At 39.1% G+C, this 18,603-nt stretch carries 17 protein-coding genes; all 17 read right to left on the reverse strand.

Annotated features, from left to right (window positions below; genetic code table 11):
- Positions 1–44 precede the first annotated feature (44 nt).
- A complete protein-coding gene (locus tag H5116_RS14045) occupies positions 45–2,093 on the reverse strand; it encodes a formylglycine-generating enzyme family protein (RefSeq protein ID WP_024605452.1) in 2,049 nt (682 codons plus the stop codon).
- Between the two features lie 121 nt (positions 2,094–2,214).
- Positions 2,215–5,955, reverse strand: a complete 3,741-nt coding sequence (locus H5116_RS14050) for an H-type lectin domain-containing protein (RefSeq protein ID WP_182716457.1) — start codon at positions 5,953–5,955, stop codon at positions 2,215–2,217.
- Entirely contained in the window at positions 5,952–6,443 is a 492-nt protein-coding gene (locus tag H5116_RS14055; RefSeq protein ID WP_024594530.1) for a hypothetical protein, read from the reverse strand. Before H5116_RS14055 ends, H5116_RS14050 begins: the two co-directional genes overlap by 4 nt.
- Positions 6,433–7,275, reverse strand: a complete 843-nt coding sequence (locus H5116_RS14060; RefSeq protein ID WP_182716458.1) for a type II secretion system protein J — start codon at positions 7,273–7,275, stop codon at positions 6,433–6,435. The genes H5116_RS14055 and H5116_RS14060 overlap by 11 nt, the downstream gene beginning before the upstream one ends.
- Positions 7,275–7,814: a prepilin-type N-terminal cleavage/methylation domain-containing protein gene (locus H5116_RS14065; RefSeq protein WP_182716459.1), complete on the reverse strand. Its 540-nt coding sequence runs from the start codon at positions 7,812–7,814 to the stop codon at positions 7,275–7,277. Before H5116_RS14065 ends, H5116_RS14060 begins: the two co-directional genes overlap by 1 nt.
- A complete protein-coding gene (locus tag H5116_RS14070) occupies positions 7,801–8,292 on the reverse strand; it encodes a type II secretion system protein (protein WP_182716460.1) in 492 nt (163 codons plus the stop codon). Before H5116_RS14070 ends, H5116_RS14065 begins: the two co-directional genes overlap by 14 nt.
- A gap of 8 nt (positions 8,293–8,300) precedes the next feature.
- Positions 8,301–8,843 carry a prepilin-type N-terminal cleavage/methylation domain-containing protein gene (locus tag H5116_RS14075; protein WP_024594534.1) on the reverse strand — a complete coding sequence of 181 codons (543 nt, stop codon included), beginning with the start codon at positions 8,841–8,843 and terminating at the stop codon, positions 8,301–8,303.
- Positions 8,844–8,865: 22 nt separating this feature from the next.
- Positions 8,866–9,450: a prepilin-type N-terminal cleavage/methylation domain-containing protein gene (locus H5116_RS14080; RefSeq protein WP_182716461.1), complete on the reverse strand. Its 585-nt coding sequence runs from the start codon at positions 9,448–9,450 to the stop codon at positions 8,866–8,868.
- Positions 9,451–9,454: 4 nt separating this feature from the next.
- Positions 9,455–10,675: a type II secretion system F family protein gene (locus tag H5116_RS14085; RefSeq protein ID WP_182716462.1), complete on the reverse strand. Its 1,221-nt coding sequence runs from the start codon at positions 10,673–10,675 to the stop codon at positions 9,455–9,457.
- Positions 10,662–12,389, reverse strand: a complete 1,728-nt coding sequence (locus H5116_RS14090; RefSeq protein ID WP_076925387.1) for a GspE/PulE family protein — start codon at positions 12,387–12,389, stop codon at positions 10,662–10,664. Before H5116_RS14090 ends, H5116_RS14085 begins: the two co-directional genes overlap by 14 nt.
- A complete protein-coding gene (locus H5116_RS14095; protein WP_182716463.1) occupies positions 12,386–13,528 on the reverse strand; it encodes a tetratricopeptide repeat protein in 1,143 nt (380 codons plus the stop codon). The genes H5116_RS14090 and H5116_RS14095 overlap by 4 nt, the downstream gene beginning before the upstream one ends.
- The gene (locus H5116_RS14100; protein WP_024598054.1) at positions 13,525–14,427 is read right to left on the reverse strand and encodes an ExeA family protein; all 903 of its coding nucleotides are present in this window, start codon (positions 14,425–14,427) and stop codon (positions 13,525–13,527) included. Before H5116_RS14100 ends, H5116_RS14095 begins: the two co-directional genes overlap by 4 nt.
- A 2-nt stretch (positions 14,428–14,429) precedes the next feature.
- Entirely contained in the window at positions 14,430–16,088 is a 1,659-nt protein-coding gene (gene mshL, locus H5116_RS14105; RefSeq protein WP_182716468.1) for a pilus (MSHA type) biogenesis protein MshL, read from the reverse strand.
- Positions 16,072–16,398, reverse strand: a complete 327-nt coding sequence (locus H5116_RS14110; RefSeq protein ID WP_024594540.1) for an agglutinin biogenesis protein MshK — start codon at positions 16,396–16,398, stop codon at positions 16,072–16,074. Before H5116_RS14110 ends, mshL begins: the two co-directional genes overlap by 17 nt.
- Complete coding sequence (locus tag H5116_RS14115; protein WP_024598056.1) at positions 16,376–17,053, reverse strand: hypothetical protein; 678 nt, start codon at positions 17,051–17,053, stop codon at positions 16,376–16,378. Before H5116_RS14115 ends, H5116_RS14110 begins: the two co-directional genes overlap by 23 nt.
- Positions 17,050–17,649, reverse strand: coding sequence for a PilN domain-containing protein (locus H5116_RS14120; RefSeq protein WP_024594795.1), 600 nt, complete (start codon positions 17,647–17,649; stop codon positions 17,050–17,052). Before H5116_RS14120 ends, H5116_RS14115 begins: the two co-directional genes overlap by 4 nt.
- Entirely contained in the window at positions 17,646–18,569 is a 924-nt protein-coding gene (locus H5116_RS14125) for a hypothetical protein (RefSeq protein ID WP_024598058.1), read from the reverse strand. The genes H5116_RS14120 and H5116_RS14125 overlap by 4 nt, the downstream gene beginning before the upstream one ends.
- Between the last annotated feature and the right edge of the window lie 34 nt (positions 18,570–18,603).

Genomic DNA, 18,603 nt, shown 5'->3' on the forward strand with positions numbered 1-18,603 from the left:
TTGTGAATTTGTGAAAAAAGGAAGCAAAGCTTCCTTAATTGAGTTTATCGTTCGCGAACTAAGCGAAAACCAATGTAGTTAGATCTAAAATCAGGCGCTAAAATTAAACGCGTAGATGCACGAGCAAGGCTTGGTGCAAAATTCCACGCTCCGCCTCTTACTGCTACATCAGACTCACCTGATTCTTTATCGGTCCATTCCCATACATTGCCTACGGTATCGTATAATCCAAATGCATTTGGAGAAAAAGAACCTACTGGTGATGCACGTCTATTTGACCATTCACTACCACACCAACCACAGTTAGCTAGGTTTTTACCAATTTCGTTACCCCAAGGGTATTCTGTTTCGGTTCCTGCACGTGCTGCGTATTCCCACTCAACTTCGTTAGGTAAACGAAATTGCTGCCCTGTTTGACCCGATAACCACTCAGCGTAAGCTTTTGCATCGTTATAAGTTAAACATACAGCAGGAAAGTCACTGCCTTGCTCAAAACCAGGATTACGCCAATTTAAATTTGCTTCCCATACTGGTTCGCCATTTAAATAATACGCACACCCTTTATTTTTTTCCGCTTGAGTTTTATAACCTGTATTTGCTACAAATTTTTCGTAGGCACCTACGGTTACTTCTTTACTTTGCATAGCGAAAGAATTTGCTATTACTTTTTCAATTACTGGACGTTCATTAGCTAAACCATTGCCATTGATATCGCCCATTTTAAATTTGCCTGCAGGAATAACGACAACCGGCGTTTCAACGTTTGCATTTAATACATTAACGTTTTCACTAACCTGGCGTGTTGTTACTTCTGGTTGCTCTCGAGTATAGGTCGGTGCAGCAATCGACTTAGGCTTTTTTACCAAATTTGCATTAATTGTTTGTGCTTTATTTAAATCAACACGAACTTGATAAGGCTTATAGCCAAGTTTACGTATTTCAATGTTGTGAATACCCGGCGGTAAACGTGTGATCAAGCGTGTTGAGCCAAAGCTTACACCATCGATAAACACTTCATCGTCGTATACGTTTGATCGTAATGTCAGCTCTATTGATTGATCCTTCTTCTTATTAAGGATAGAAGGGTAATCTTTTTTCACCGATGCAGGTTTAACTGAATAATCACGTACTGGCTGCTTTTCTAAACGAGAAACCGACACCGTGTTGCTATTATCCGCGCTATTACTGAATGTTAACTGACTATCAGTAAATGTATTGTTATACGCGGGTTGATAAGCAGCAGTAAGTGGCGTGCCGTACTCAGAACAATAACGGTTATCAATGCTTAATAAGCTACATAAACGGCTACTGTTTACTTCGCCGCGCATGGTTACGCTTAAGTTAACGTTGTAGTTACCTTGGCCGCTAAATGCACTGTTAACTACATGGCTACTTAATATTTGTACTTGAGCGCCCGCCAAATTACGTTTTGGCTCAACAATGCGCTCTTCTGTTAAGTTTGCAAATATTTGATCTACAAAGCGTTTAGTTGCTTTTTGTAGCCCCATTTGCTGACCGCGTTGCTCACACGCTGCTAGCGTTTCTGTTCGCTTACAGTTAATCGTATGGTTAACTTCAAGCGTGCCTTCACGTGTAAACTCGTTACGTAAACGCTCTACTCTGGCTGTAGTTAACTGCTCTTTTAAACTTTCTAAAGTATTTAAAAGCGTATGCTTAGCAACACGAATTTGCTCTATATCTTTACGGTGGGATGCAATTGCCGCCAACTGCATAGAAATATCATCTTTGTTTTGCTTATGATCAATCACCGCTTTTTGATAGCGTGATTGAGCCGCACTAATATTAATAGTGGGATCGTCAATTAAACGACGGTACATTTCGTTCATCGCATCGAGCGCTTGGTTTTTTTCTTTATCTAGCTCTGTAGAACGAGAACGAAGTAGCTCTAGTTGATTTTGTAACTGACTTTCTTCTTTAAGATGTTTTTCAAGTATTCTTGTCGAGTTATCGTATTCTGTCTGTTTAACACTAATCTCTGACTCAATTCCAGTTACTGTAGCTGTGTCTTGTGCAAATGCACTACTAGCTAACAAACTAGCTGAAATTAACAGAGATAAAGGAGTAATTCGCATATATTCCAGTCCCAAAAAGCGGCAATTATTTGGTCGTTATTATTTTTTATAATTAAAGCCTTATGCTATGTACTTGCAGCACAAAACACAAGCTTTGTTCAATTATTATCTTAGTTTACAACTATTCGCGTGTTTCACGCCAGTAAATAACCCGATCATTTCCTCGAAAGCGTCCAAATTGTAAAATAGTACGAGGATCAAGCTGTGTTTCATCCCCCTGCCAATCCCACTTTAACCAATCATAAGTATTATATTCTAAGGTAAATTCACCCAAACCATTTGGCTGCGCATAAATACCATTGTTTGCCGGATACACTCCCGCCTCTAACTGGCCAGATACACCCGTTCCATATTCGTAGGCTAATTGCGGGCTGTTAGGTGATATTTGAGTGATTTGGGTATGATCAAATACACTACAGTTATCTTCTGCGTTATTTACAAATCCACTGCCGTTGTAATACTGAGCCTGCATAGGAATAAGTAAAGGGTCGAGATCGGAGCCTGCGTTATTACCAAGTACTAAACGTCCAAATCTAAACTCTATTGGTAATGTATTTAGTCGTACACTATTACAGCCACCCGAACATGCTGTTTGTGTATTAGGTTTATCATTTGCATCAATGAGCGTTGCTCCTTCTATGTCAGAAAGCGTTGCCATTAAACTGACCATAGCGAACGGTCCATCTGCTTGCCCTACACCTAATCTTTCGAGTGTCGTGTTAAGTTGGCTCATTTGCCACTGGCCGTCACTTATATCTCCCCAGTTATTATTTCCTAGGTTTACTAATCGGCTAGCAAAATTAGTTGCGGGTACATAGTTAGCTACTTCATTATTTTCGGCATTAATGGCTACACTGGACTTATCAAAGCCCTCTTTATAATTAGCCATTAGCTCACCATTTTGATTTAGTGCTTGTACTGTAAAGCCGAGTTCAAAAGGTTGATCAAGGTAAGTTAAATTACTGCCGTATTGCGTGCATTGTGCGGCAGCTTGAACCCCCACTACCTGAAACTGCGAAGGTGCAAAACGGCCAACGTTATATAATTCACCTTTTACATCTCCCGCGCCAAAGTAATCGGCATCTTGCAGACCTGCTGTTAAATCAATTATGCCAACTTGGTCGTAATTATACTGCGATATAGATTCACTCAAACTGCCTGTGTCACTAAAGGCAACAGTGCTCATCGCTTCAAGCGTACCTTGAACGCCTGGCGTAGGCGCTTTAAGTAATGCCTCTACAAGTGGTTGCTCTGTAATAAAGTGCTTGGCAATGGTGTTATTTGTAATATTGCTGTAGTTATCTGGGTAACCATCGTTGTTAGTGTCTTGCCCTGTTTGCCATTGCACCGCATTCATTTTTAAATCAAATGCTTCGCCAGTTAATCTAAATAAACTTCCATTGGCATCTGCTGCATAGCCATCACTTGCAACTTCCATCGCTAATCCAAATGGCTTTACAACATACTCATTTGAACTCCCCGTTAGATTTACTGATAAATTAGTGACTGGGTCTAAAATTAAATTGGTATTTACATTTAAACTCAACTTTCCTGCGTCGGGATAATTTATAACAATCGGGGCTTTAGACTCACTATCAAAGTTTAGCGTGAACGATTTAGCTGCTTGCTCGACCGCAAAGGTATTATTGTTGTTACTAAGTGAAACCGTATCAGAGCAACTTGCACCAGCACTGCATGTATACGATAAATCTAAGCTTACATCACCACCAGCAGGAAATGCCGCTTCGCATACGCCCGTAGTGGTATTTGTTTTTACCGCTTGAATAGATAGCGCTTTTGCATTAAATCCAGTATTTGAAGGCTTTGCTGATAACTGAGTAGGAATTGTAGTATTTCCATCTGTATCATTATTAAAAATAAATCCAGCATCAGAAAACGTAACTTTACAGCCACTCAAACCAACATTATTACCACCGATATAACAACGAAGAGGTGCAGAAGGATCAGCAGTGTTATATCCAAATGTAACACTGCCTGTGGTGCGTTTAGCAAATTCGACAACCGCTGATCCTGTAAAATTAATATTCTCCCCCGTAACCCAACTTTGCTGACCACTATTATCTGGAGAAAGGTTTAAACTAGACGGCTCAGCAAATAATAAATCGCAGGCATCATTAGCGCAGGCTGTGAGTGTCATCTCTTTAGCTTCACACGTTAGAGCATTGTTATCGCTTATTGTTAAACGATAATGATCCAGTGTTTCTGGTGTATAAATGCCACAAAAACCAGGGATACTTTCGGGTACTGGTAGAGCGTCAAACGTTGAGCTCCCTTCGGTAATAATTTGAGTAGCCGATGTAATTGACCCCTGATACGTCACATTTTGAGCGATTCTTACCTCACCAGTGGCAACAATATAGCCCGCAATATTTGCATCGGCTGCAATAGCAACCGCACCATCAACATAAATAGCTAAATACGCGCCGGTTTCGACCACTATACTTGTTTTACCTATATTCAAAAATGAAGTTGATAATAGTGAGGTTGTGTCTTTTAAAAATATACGTGTAGGCGCTGTTACTCTGTACTCTGTTTCCAGCATACTTAACTGCAACTCATCGTAATAATAGTCGCCAGCTAAAGAAGTAGGTACGGGCCCTGTTGAGCTACCATCATTTGTAACCGTTGGCACCTGCGCCGCTTGATTCGGTTCTAAAGAGTTATAACCACCAGCAACACACGCCTGACCATTACACAAAGGAGGGCTCGTCAGCGCAGTAGAAATTAAACTTGTGGTGGTGACAAACTGCGCATTGCCATCTGTTATTTCTACCCCCTGAACTAACTGCACCTCACCATTGTTATAAGTAGAAATAGCGCCAGGGAACAAGGTATCACAATCTAAAATATCACCGTTAAACACAAAGGTACTGGTCATGGCGAGTATTGATGCTTCCTCGTTTACGTGACGGCGCTCGTTATCGCCATCACGGTCTTCGTCAACAACAAGTCCTAGCCTGTCAGTTCTTAAGTTACAGCTGCGTAGCCACCCGCCATCATCTTCTTGGCGTGAGTTTTTACTTGCAACCACCAAAGGAGCCACACTAAAGTTATTAGTAAAACTAAAGTAATTACAGCCATCGCTCCAACCGTCAATTTCAAAGCCTGTGAAAAAAGTTTCCCACGATACCTCAACGCCATTATCGTCAGTAAATGTGCGGTTACTTCCTGGCTCCACTGCCATGTAAGCAACAGTTTCGTTTTTTATGAGCCCAAGTGCTGTTTCAGATGCCTCTAAAGCAATATTAACGCCGCTGGCAGATAGAGAATTACTTTCTACTGCAACTGTTAAAAACGGAATTAATGCCTCAGAAGGTGGATTGCTGTCTATGCTATTGAGTGTTTGTAACGAATGGAAAAAGTTTGGCCTTTGAGTAAACGGTTCAGCAAATGTTAAAGACTTATAGCCTTTAGGTGTCAGTGGAGCAAAGCCAGACTTAGAGCCATACTGTAATTCGAGTAATAAGTCTGTACTGCCCACTTCCATAATTGTGCCGTCTGGAAATTGATGCACACCATACTCAACAGCTAAATAGTGCGCCCCCATACTAATATGCCCACCATCTTCTCCTGAAGGTTCAAGCGGTAAGGCCTCAAAGCTAGTTGTGGTTATATTACGTATTCTTATTATTGCAGGGTTTCCACCTTGGTTTGTTGAGAGCATAAATACAGCAGGAGGCGTTATATATTGCTGTTGAAAATTTACTTTTGTCCAAACAGGCGATGTGTATGTATCTTGCAGCTCTATATAACGGCCCTCGATTTTTGGAGGCACTGCATTTGCGTGATTACAAAGTAACACGCAGCTAAAAAATATAATGACTAATGCACTTTTTATCATGGTAAAGTTTTAGCCTCCACACTGAGTGTTCTTTGTGTTTCCCAATAATCCTTTCTGCAATCATTTCCTGCAGGGCAATCAATTGCGGCGCACGTTGCACTACTTTGTAAGTAATAAATATTAACAAGCCCGTTTGTTGTGCTGCTGTCGGGTAGGTCTATATATTCATCGCAACTCACCAGCACGTTACAATTAGCTAAATATGCAGTTTGAAAGGTTAAATTAGTTGTAACTGATGCACAGCTTTGCACTGAGCTATTTATTGGAAAGAGTTGCGTTAAACCACTTTCTAATCCACTTTGTGCTGCCATAAAAGCGCGAGCCCCATAATACTCAATCGTATTTTGTTGTGATGCACCAGAAAGCACTTTAACTAATGCTAACCCTAGTGCTAATAAAGCAACAATAATTACCAAAGAAACAATTATTAAGTTCCCTTTTTGTTTACTGGGTAAGGCTTTTCCGTGATGATTTTTTTTAAGGTACATTAGGAATATGCACCTCATGGTTAAAATTCATTACTTCAGTATTGTTAAATTGCATTTGCGCATTCACATTAAGCACAGCGTTTCTTTGTAGGGAGAGCGCATCAAGAGTAAAAAATAAATCGCTCGCTAAATTATTGGCAATGTAAATACCTAATAAATCACGTTTAACACCACTGCTTATTTGTAAGCTCACGGCATCTAATTGATTAACTGTAAAACCGTAATCGGTATATCTATATAAATACTGCCCTTCAACGCAAAAACTTACAGGTTGAGAGAGTAAATAAAGGCGCTTACTTGGCGACTCTTGGGCAAACGCTTTACTAAATTGCCACTCATCAATTGCACTAGTGGTGGAGCTATTAAATGCTGATAGTTTTAAACGCTTATTATTATTCTCATCGTATATATCAGCGCTGCTTAACGGGTAAATAGTTGCCCAATCTCCAGCTTGCGGCTGCGTTAAATTATTAAGTTCAAAATCAACAGCGCTAACATTAAAAGGCGCTACGGTAGGTAGGTAATTTGTATAGTGAGTCGCTGATAAAAACGGCGTAAATTCTAAGCACTGCTGAGCACTACATGCTCCGCTAGTGCTGTTATCGCAAGAGAGCCTTAATGAGTTTGGCGTAGCATGGCGAAGCTCTTTACTAAGTCGCGTTATTAAAAAGCGGGCCTGAGCTACTGCTTCTTGGCGCTCAACCCCTTGTGAGTAAATACTGACCCCAGCACCAATAAATGAAAATGCACTTACGGCTAAAATACCAATAATAACCATGACAAGTAATAGTTCTATAAGGGTAAATGCATTTTGGTATTTAGCTCTTTGCATTAGTAATTCCCTTTATATGCACTAAATCCGTAAACTTCGCCTAAGGGTGATGTTACTTCAATAGTAATACGCTTAAAGGTTGTGCCATCGTTGGTGGTCGATTCGTTAAAGTCGCTATCGTACTCAACAGTAACAACTAAATTAAAGTCGCTGTACTCGCTTAACACCTCACCTAAGCTATTAGTAATAGGCTGGTTAGACAGTGCAATATAGTCATCTACATCGTTATAACTAGTTCTGGTTTCTGAGTTATCTACTCCGAAGTCAGCAGGTGCGGTACAAGCCTCAGCACCTATAGATATTTCGCCACACCGCCTAAAAGGTGCGCTTCTATCACTGTGCTCATCAAACGACTTACTTTGAATCTCGTTCATTAGTGATTGACCAAATTCAGAGGCTCTTAAAGCCACAATCGGCTCTGCACTTTTTTTGGCTTGTGGGGCAATTAAAGCTGTAATAATACTTAATGCAATTGCAAACATGACAATGCCAATAATAAGCTCTATTAGAGTAAAACCTTTTACTTTAAGGGCACGCATATATAAGCCCTTCACCACTTATGCATACGCCAGCTAATCCAACATCTATTCGACACTGCGTAGTACAGGTTTGATTTGATTTACCTAAAGGATCAAAACTAATTTGGGTAAATATATTCGCGTTACTATCTAAAGCGCTAAATGTTATATCACTTCTTTGCGTGTTTATTTGTACCACTAAATGATCGGTGTTATTGGTATCTGCTCCACCGGTACATGTATCGGGTGCGGAGGGAGCAATAAGTGTGGAGGTTATATAAAGGGTATGGCAACTTGTTGTTGCTGTATTTTGCATTGCACGTAGCTGCACTGTCCTAAGTGCATTTAAAGTACGGTCTCGATACGAATAGGCGTCTTCTGTTGAGCTGCCCAGAAATTTGGGAACTGCCGTTACCGACAGTATTCCCAATATCACTAGAGTAATAATTAACTCAATGAGTGTGAAGCCACGCAATCGTTGCTTACTACTGCTTATCATTTATGTAATTAACAACCCGTAGTAACAAGTGTAATCACTGGAGGAGTTACAACTACAGGGCCTGTCGTCGCAGTAGCTTGCGTGTATTCAATTCGACAATCATCAACAGTAGTTGCATCCACAGTGTAACTATTAGGAAAAATAGTTACTGTTGTATCGTTTACAAATAAATTGAAATCAGCTGAATCAATTGCATTTGGTGTTCCATCTGCAAAGTTGACATCTAAAAATGCTTCAAAGGCTTCTTCTGTTGCTGCTGGATAACCATAAACAGTAGGTACTGCTACACCAGTATCTACTGTAACTGTAGCCTCATCCTTTTTGTGATCACTAGCAATAATAGATTTGCCATTCACAATATTCATACCACTGCGAATCGACCCTTGTAAGCCTTCAAGTGTTGAAGCATTGGCATCACCTTGCAAGTTTAAAAAGCGAGGTGCTGCGGTAACAGCTAAAATGCCTAAAATAACAATTACGATGATCAATTCAACAAGTGTAAAACCTGCTTGTTTATTCATTGGTAAACTTTTTAACGATTGCGTTTTCATAAGTAAGCCTCTTTTTAATTACTTAATTTTTAAATATTTTTACTTTGCCTGTTTTAGCAAAGTATGAAAAACCTGTTAAACCTGATATTTCCCCTGTATTGGTAGGTATACTTTTAACATCAATGGTGTGAGTTAAATAATAGACGCATTGCGTATTTTCTGCATTGTACCTAACTAAAAAACTTACACTTTTTATTATCGATAATTCATTACTTAACGTACTACTGGGTGCATCTTGTAAAATTATATTCAAAACTTGGCGGCATTTATTCGCATTTATAACTTCTGCACGAGTATCTTTTTTTTCTGTTTCATCGCTTGTTGGTGTACCTAACGTCCCATCAACACCAACTATTACCCCTGCATAGTTAACAAATGTTTTGTTTGACCTGCTGTTTGGTCTACCTTCTAATTCCCATTGACCCCTAACCATGCCAACGGCCGATGAGAAACTACCTGCTATAGCGTCAACGCTTGCATTATGCGCTTGATTTTTAATACCTATATATTGAGGTATAGCAAAGCTCAAAATTACTGCCAGTAAAATAACAACAATAACTAACTCAAATAATGAGAAACCTTTTGAGTAAGCCTTTGACGCAATCACTTGGTTAATTACCTTTAATCGCTGACATCATGTTCCACATAGGCATAAAAATACCCAACGCTAAAATCAGCACCATAATGGCAACAAACACAGTTAAAATAGGTTCGATTTTTGCAGTTAAACTACGTAGATCGTAATCAACTTCACGCTCATAATAATCAGCAGCCTCTTGTAATAGCTCATCAACCCGACCAGTTTCCTCTCCCACCGCAACCATCTGTAATACAAGCTGAGAAAACAGTTCAGAGCTTTTTGACGCTCTGAGTAAACTATCGCCCTTTTCTATATCTTGGCGCATAGTAATAATCGCTTTTTCCATATAGCTGTTATCTACGGCATGCGCTGTTAGTGATAAACCAGTGGTCATGGGAACACCAGATCGCAATACCATAGCTAAACTTTGGCTGTAGCGAGCAAGCAAAGTACGTTTTAGAATATCGCCAATAAAGGGAATTTTTAATTTATATTGATCCCACTTAAAGCGTCCAGGCTCTGTATTTAAATAACGCCTCCAAGCAAAAACAGAACCAATAACCATCACCAATAATAACCACCAGTAGTTAACAAAAAAGCTGCTAGTGCCAATTAATATTTGAGTCATTAATGGCAATTCAGCATCAAATTTTTCGAACATACTGGCAAAGGTAGGAATAACAAAAATATTCAAAATAATCATAGCCGCTACTAGAGCCAAAATAACAAAAGTAGGGTAGCGCATAGCTGCTTTTATACGCTTTCGGGTTTCTTGTTCTTTCTCAAAATAAATAGCGAGTTGATAAAACGCATCTTCTAATCGTCCAGAGCCTTCACCAACCATTACCATGGATACTGTTAAACGGCTAAATACCTCGTTATGTATCGCCATTGCACTGGATAAGTCGCGGCCTTGTTCGAGCTGCTTGGTAACTTCTATTAGTACATTTTTAAATTTTTTATTTTGTGTTGTTTCTGCCAACCCAACCATTGCTCGTATAATTGGTATACCTGCTTTTAATAGCGAATACATTTGCCTAGAAAACATAATCATGTCGTCTAGCGTTATTTTTTCGACAAATAAATTATCAAAAATTTTGATGTTATTTTTTGTTTCAACTAAAGAGATTGATATTGGTATAAATTGACGCTTCATTAAACTATCAGCTACGCCAGCTTGGTTACTCGCTTCTAATTGCCCTTTAACCAACATACCTTTGCTGTCTTTCGCTTTGTAGCTATATAGTTGCATCAATATCCCCTACTATTTCTGGGATATATTCAGCCACTTTAAATACTTCATCTAAAGAGGTAATTCCTTGCTTGGCGTAGTTTAATGCCATTGTTGAGAGTGGCGAAAAGTTAGCACTATTTTTAGCTGCCTTTGCAAAACCTTGTGTGTCGTTAACCCGTAATGCATCCATCATCGCATCATCCATTTCGAGTAACTCAAAAATACCTACACGCCCTTTATAGCCACTGTGATTACATGCGGTGCAACCTTGCCCTTTAGAAAATTGAGCATCTGTAATCTCTTCGCCTAAATATTTTAACCAACTTAATTCTTGGCGATCTGGCAAGTACGGTACTCTGCAGTCATTACATACTCGTCTTACTAATCGCTGAGCAATAATCGCGCGCAGTGAACTTGCCACTAAGTAAGCCGGTGCCCCCATGTCGATTAAACGCATAGCACTGGTAATTGCATCATTGGTATGTAACGTTGATAGTACGAGGTGGCCTGTTAAAGCGGCCCTTAATCCAATATCTACGGTTTCTTGGTCACGCATTTCACCAACCATTATAATGTCAGGATCTTGCCTTAGAGCGGTCCGTAAAATACTTGCAAAGCTCAGCCCTATTTTATTATTTATTTGTACCTGGTTAATACGGCCAATACGATACTCAACGGGATCCTCTACTGTAATAATTTTACTTTCTTGTTGGTTTAACTCACTTAATGCACCGTATAGTGTGGTTGTTTTACCCGAGCCTGTTGGCCCAGTAACTAAAACCATGCCATGCGGACGTTTTATAATGCTGCGTACACGTTTTAATATGTGTACTGGCATGCCTGTCTCATCTAACGATAATAATCCGGCTGATTGATCAAGCAAACGCATTACAACTGATTCGCCATGCTGAACGGGCATAGTAGATAGGCGCACATCAATACTATGGCTGCGCACTTTTATATTAAAGCGACCATCCTGAGGGAGGCGTTTTTCAGATATATCTAATCCCGACATAAGCTTTAAACGTAGCACGAGTGCCGATGCTATTTTTACTTGGTTAAGAGTGTGCTCTTGTAATATGCCATCTACACGTTGACGAATGCGAAGCAAACCTTCATCAGGCTCAATGTGAATATCAGATGCGCGAACTTGCACAGCATCTTCAAATATTGATTGCAGTAGCTTTACAACGGTTGCATCAGATGTTTCATCACCTAAAGAGTTTAAATCAAACTCTTCTACGTCTTGATATTCTTCATGGAGTTGTGCTGCAAAGTTAGTAATTTCATCTGTACGACGATATACGTTGTCAAACGCAGCCATTATTTGACTTTCTTGTACAACAGCTAAATCTATTCGTTTAGGAGCAAGCATAGTTGCAAGTTGATCAAGCCCCCTTAGATCAGCAGGATCGCTCATCCCGACTAAAACAGAGTCACCATTGTCTTCAATTACTAATGCTCTGTAGCGACGTGCATAAACCTCAGATAAAAGCTTAGATACATCAGCTGATATTTTTCGCTGTGATATATCTAAAAAAGGTACTTGTAATTGCTGCGCTAAAAAACGTAATAGTTGTGGTTCACTAATAAACTCAAGTGTAATAAGCGTCGAACCTAATTTACGACCCGTCGCAGCTTGAACGTTTAGCGCTTCGCTTAGTTGCGCTTCGGTGATCATGTGCTCATGAACAAGTAAGTCCCCTAAGCGCATTTTTAAACTAGGTCTCATACGGCCTCCTTTAGCGCAACTAAACGCTGTAATGCATGCTGCGTCATAGCTGTATTTAATCCACCTAAATCTAGAGCCACTTTGTAAAGCTGTTTAGCATCGAGGTACTCTCCTAATGCATCTTTTGAGGTTGCAAGTGCCAGCCACCACTTAGCTTGACTAGGCTGTAGTTGTGTAAGATGTTTAAAGCTTTCAAGTGCTTTATGGTGCTTACTCGCACTTTGCGCAGCAGTACCTTGTAGCACCCAAAAATCAAGATTCGCTTGAGCCTCAAATTCATCACTTAAAAGCAGCAATACTCCTTCATACTGTTGTTGCATAATGAGTATTTTGCTTAGCATTACACGCCATTCAAGTACGTTAGGGTTTTGGCGAATACCTGCTTGCAAAACCTGTTGCGCAGAATTTATATCTTGTTGTTTAAAGTAAGTTGCAGCGAGTAAATTTCGAGCTTCAACGTGCAAAGGCAATTGCGCTAAAATAATATTTAAATCACTAATGGCTTCATTGTATAAGCCAAACTGTATTGCTTGTTTAGCTGCGGCTAATTGCTCAATCAATAAAGCCTGTGGCGACTTAGCTTCTGCCACGCTTTTAGTCATAGTATTTTGAGACTTAGTTTTAATCATTGGAGCAATTTTTGGTTTGCTGACAATAGCTTCGCTAGTTACCAGTACATTATCTTTAGCTAGTGCAGGGCCTTGTTTAACCTCGGCAATTACAACTGGCTCAGCCGTTGGTTGAGAAACCAGTAATGTTGCTTCACTCAACTTGGATTCAGCTAAATCATTCACTTCTGGTTTTATTTGCTCAACTTGCACAACCGTTTTCACAACATCTTGCTCAACTAAAGGTTCTACATTGCTTTTTTCATCTTGATAATCAGATAAATTAGAGCTTAGAACCGCGACCATTTTTTGCTGTGGTAACACAGACTCACGTTGAGTCTCTTTTTTGTCGGCGGTCGGTAAATATAGGTATGCTAAAAAAATGACACTTAGCATAATAAGTAAAATTACGGCTTTAAATGCAATATTTTTTACATCATATATCGGCTTTAAACTTATACCTTCTTGAATACTTACTTGTTTAGCTTCTCGTTGCTCAATATTTTTAAGCATATTATTTATAACGCTCATAACAACTGCCTCCATACCCATATGGCAGCAATAGCTAAAACACTAAACATTAAAGCACTGTAGCTCCAATATTGTCCGGTTCGATACTTTGCGCAGTCTTCGGTATCTTTTATGGCAAGTTGAATATGGCGATTTGTTATTATATTTAACCCTTCACCGTAAGCTTGTAATAGTGCTTTGTGGCATAAAATATTAACTAACCTAGGAATTCCACGGCTAGCTCTAGCAATTTTGAGCCCCATACTATTATTAAATAAAGGAGGCCTATTAAACCCTGCAACTTGTAAGCGGTGATTAATATAATAAACAACCTCAGCGCCAGTCATCGCCCGTAATTTATACGAAAAACTGATACGTTGGCGTAATTGCCTTACTTTGTTGTTTGCCAGCTTTTCATCAAGTTCAGGTTGCCCAAATAACACAACTTGAATTAGTTTTTCACTTTCTGTTTCTAAGTTTGTAAATAATCTCAGCGCCTCTAGAGTCTCCCAACTCAAGCATTGCGCCTCATCTATCAAGAGCACTACACGCTCATTATCTTCTTGTAAGTCGAGTAAGTGATGATTTATAAGCTGCCCTAGTGCTTGCTGATCTAATGCTTTATCTACATCCATACCCAGCTCAATGGCAATCGCCCATCTAAGCTCTTCTGGGCTTAAATAAGAGTTAGGTAAATAAGCCACAATGTAATCTGGCTCAAGTTGGTTTAATAGCTTTCTACAAAGTAGCGTTTTACCAGTCCCAACTTCACCAGTGACTTTAATAAACCCTTCACCCATTTCAATAGCTGTTGTTAACACTTGCATCGCTTCATGGTGCGGTTCAAGTGCACAAAAAAACTCTGTGTTAGGGGTTAACGTGAAAGGCATTTCACTTAAATTAAAAAAGCTTAAATACATAGTTAGTTTTCATACCATGTTTTTAAAAGCTGACGGCTTTCACCTTGTTGTTTTTTCCAAGTATCTGGCATAACAACCGTTGGTTTGATTAGAATAATCAGTTCTTTTTTCTCTTGGCGTTTACGAATACTTTTAAATAAATTGCCAAATAGTGGGATATCACCCAACACGGGGGTTTTTGATTCTTCATCCTGTGTTGATGTTTGCATCAAACCACCAATAACCACTATTTCGCCACTTTGAGCGCGAATAACAGTATCTGATTCTCGAATGTTACTTTGTGCTAGAGGCAACTCAAAACGTTGATCGTCTAATGTAATTACTTTTAGCTGCTCTTCTGTTTCAGTTACTGAAGGGTGAACATGCAAAATAACTGAGCCGTACTTGTCAATTTGCGGCGTTACATCAAGGGCAATACCAGAAAAGAACGGCGTTAAATCAATTTCAGGCGAGGTCGTTGTAGCAGTACCCGTTACCGTCGTACTTGATACGTTAGTAACAAAATATTCGTCTTGCCCTACTTTTATAACTGCTTTTTGATTGTTTGTAGCGGTAACTCGAGGGTTAGATAGCATTTGCACATCACCTTGCGTTTCAAGCAAATTAATAACCCCGTTAAAGTCTCCTTTTTGAATGGTTAGCGATGACGCTCCACCAATTGCGGCTGAAATACTATTACTAATAGTAGAACCCGCTGTTGTAGCAAACGAAATACCGCCTTCTAAACCACTCGCTATACGCTCCCAGTTAACTCCCTGTTGGTACTCATCTTTTAAAGTTACTTCTATTATTTTTGCTTCTAGAATAACTTGGCGTTGCAGGTTTTCTTGGCTTTGACGCAAAAACTCTTTTAGCTGACTAATTTCGCTTGGTAATGCATTTACGGTTACCAAACTAGCTTGTGGGCTTGCAACAACATAGCGCCCATCGCTTGCGCCAATTAAGGACTTAAGAGCAACTTCTAATTCTTGCCAAAAATCATTTTTATTAATTGTTTGGATTCGAGAACCGTTTAAATCTAAGCTTTGATTATCGCCGCCAAACTCATTATTTTGCTGGTTACTACTACCTGAACTTGAACCATTCGAACTACTGCCACTTTGTGCAAATTGACTAACCCCACCAGCAACCACACTCACTGTAGACTGACCATGGCGCTGCATCATTAAATAATTTACAGGTATTGTTTCTGTGCGCATTTTGGCTGGCAGTACTTGTACTATTCGTCCTTCATTAACAATATCTAAAGGATACATACGCTTAATAACAGCAATGACTTCATTAAAAGTAACGCTTTTAAGATTTAAACTAATTGTGCCATTTACCTCAGGATGCACAGCAACACTAAAAGGCGTATCGTCTGTTAAGCCTGCAAAAAAGGCGCCTATTTCAACGTCATTAGCGGCTACATCAAAACGCTTTATAGATAAATCATCACTTATAGTTTGCTCATTATTTATTGATGATAGTAGGCTTTGGGTAAGCTCACTCGGCATCTGTAAAGGCGCAATCGCTTTAGTATCTACAGGCTTTTCAGCCAGCTCTTGTTCTATATGAGTTTTAACCTCTTTACCTGGTTTAAAGCTATGGCACGCAGTTAAAAATGTAGGTAACAATAGAAGAACAAGCCACGGATGAGATAAATTATTTTTTAATTTCATAGTCATATAATTCTAATTTTATTTGTTTATCATCATTTGCTAACACAACCTGTTTTGAGTTAATGCTTAGCACCCGAAAATCGTCTACAGCATCACCGACTCGATAAATATGGCCTGAAATAATGGCCTTAAATGCTGTACTGTTTTTAATAATAGATTGCAATTTAAGTTCTGTGTTTTGAGTTACACTCTTGTTGTTATTTACATACATATTTGGTTGAGTAGGATCGCGTAATTGCGCTAATGCACTGGGTGCGAAAGTGAACAAAAGTAATAAAAAACATAAATTATAATGCGATAAATTTTTCATTAGCGCTCACTGTAGCAATTTGTAAAGTTAATTCAGCTTGAGGGTACTCTAGTACCTGATAACTAAACTCCTGTATTAATAACTTATCTTGATTATTTTTTAATGCGGCTAAATATTTTTGTAAGCTAAAGTAGCTACCTTCTAAAGTAACGACCATCTGATGCTCAAAAAATAATGTTTGCGTATCATGTTCACCTAGTTTTTCTACATCGATAGCCTGTGCTGGTTTGACATTAAAGCTACTCACTTTTACGTCGCTACTATCTACGAGCAAATCTTTTAAAACGGCAGGTACATTTTTAGCCGCTACAAAGCCTTGGCTAAAACTATTAAGTTGATTATTTATTTCTGCTAACTCATCTCTGGTTTGTGCAATTTGACTGCGTAAAACCTTAGTGTAGTCGTAGTTTAGTGCTTGATTTAACATGGAGAGTTGCGCATTTATCTGCTGTAACTCCTGCAATGCTGCATTTTGTTCAGAGCGAATATGAGCAACTTCATCTTGCTGTGGAAAAATAACAAACCACAGGCCGAGGTAAATCACCATGAATAAGCCTACAAATACAGTGGAATACTTCTCACGCTTTTGCAGCGATGCAAATTGAGCTCGATACTTTGCCCAAATAGGCCAACCTTTGTCTTTCTTGTTGTTCATGGTTTAGCGCCTTTATCAGCAAGGTCGGTCGCCACATTAAATTCACTCAGACCATCTTTTGTTGACAGTTCTAAAACTGAAAATTCTTTATCAATAAAAAAAGGTGACTGCTTTAAATTATTAAACCACATAGGTAAAAATTTTGACTGCGATACTTGCCCTTGAAACGTGACACTTTGCCCTACAAATTTAATATGGGTAAGCCAGATATTAGGCTCGTGATACTTGGCTAAATCTTGCATAACCTGCGCATAGTCGGTTGCGGATTGATCTGAGCTTTGCTCTAAATAACTAAATATTTGCTGCTTATGCAAAACCTCTTGCTGAAGTGTTTTTAGCTCATTAATAAAAATTGTTTTATTTTGCTTCTCTGCTAGCTGCTGTTTTACAACTTCTAACTGAGCTTTTCCTTGTTTGAGATATTTCTTTTTTTGTTCTAAATCAAGCTCACTTGAATAAGTTTTATAACTGTAAAAAGCCCACGTGATTGCAATAATTAATAGCGCACCTAACCACAGTGTAATCATTCCCGATAAAGGGACTGGGTCTCGGCGTACTCGTAAGGTTTTTTGATAAAAATTAATCCGGGTTTTCATAGCACAGACTCCGGATCTGTTAATTGATAGGCTGCTCCGAGCGCATAATAAAAGTTTGGCTCTAATTGCTGCGCTAATTCTAAGTTAGGCGCAAAATCTACAACTTTTACTTGTAAAAACTCTGCAAGACCGGCTCTAAGAGTTAATGAAGATAAATCATCGCACTGTAGCTGTATGCTGCGAATTGGCGGTTGCTTGAGCTGGCTTTCAAAAAAGTCCATCGAACGCTGAATTTCTAACCCTAACGCCTCTACTAGTTCTTGGTTTTGATCCTTGTCTGAAATACCTAAAAAACCATTTAATCGCCTAGCTAATACTAATTGTCCATCACGAATAATTAAGATTCGAGGTTCATGATTAGCATGCTGCACAATCAGCATATGCGCCTCTTTGTATGAGCCAAATAAAGTTACTAAAACCATTTCTTCAGAGGTCATTGCACGCAAAACTGGTTTAGTTTGTTCAAAACTGTCTATAAACGGAAGTAGCTGCAGCTTATTGGTAATAAATACATTCATTTTGCTGCTTTGCATTGGTAACGTTATTGGATAATCGATAAAGTCAGCTACAATGTTTTCAGAAGCTATATCAACTAAATCTTTTGTAGTCCAAGGCAGCGACTGAATGATTTCTTCATCACTAAGGTTTGGTTTATCCATTTGCACTATTTGATAAAAGTAGTGCGGTATGACTAAATTAACTGCACAAATATCAGTAGACACCTCATTTGTACAAGCAACAATTGCAGCGGTATAATCGGTTTGCTCAGACACATTTACACTGTGAGAACTGTGAACCATCCATTGGTCGCGTTGTTTTTTTAAACATACCGCGTTAACAGTATCTGCGTAAGTTGCAACACCAATAGCTGTATTTGGATCTAAACTACGATTTAACCATGAAAACAGCTTTTCTTTCATATAGCTACTATTGTTAATTGAGTATGAAATAAGT

Origin of the sequence: Pseudoalteromonas sp. SG45-2, from assembly GCF_014164115.1 — a bacterium.
Lineage (GTDB): Bacteria > Pseudomonadota > Gammaproteobacteria > Enterobacterales > Alteromonadaceae > Pseudoalteromonas > Pseudoalteromonas distincta.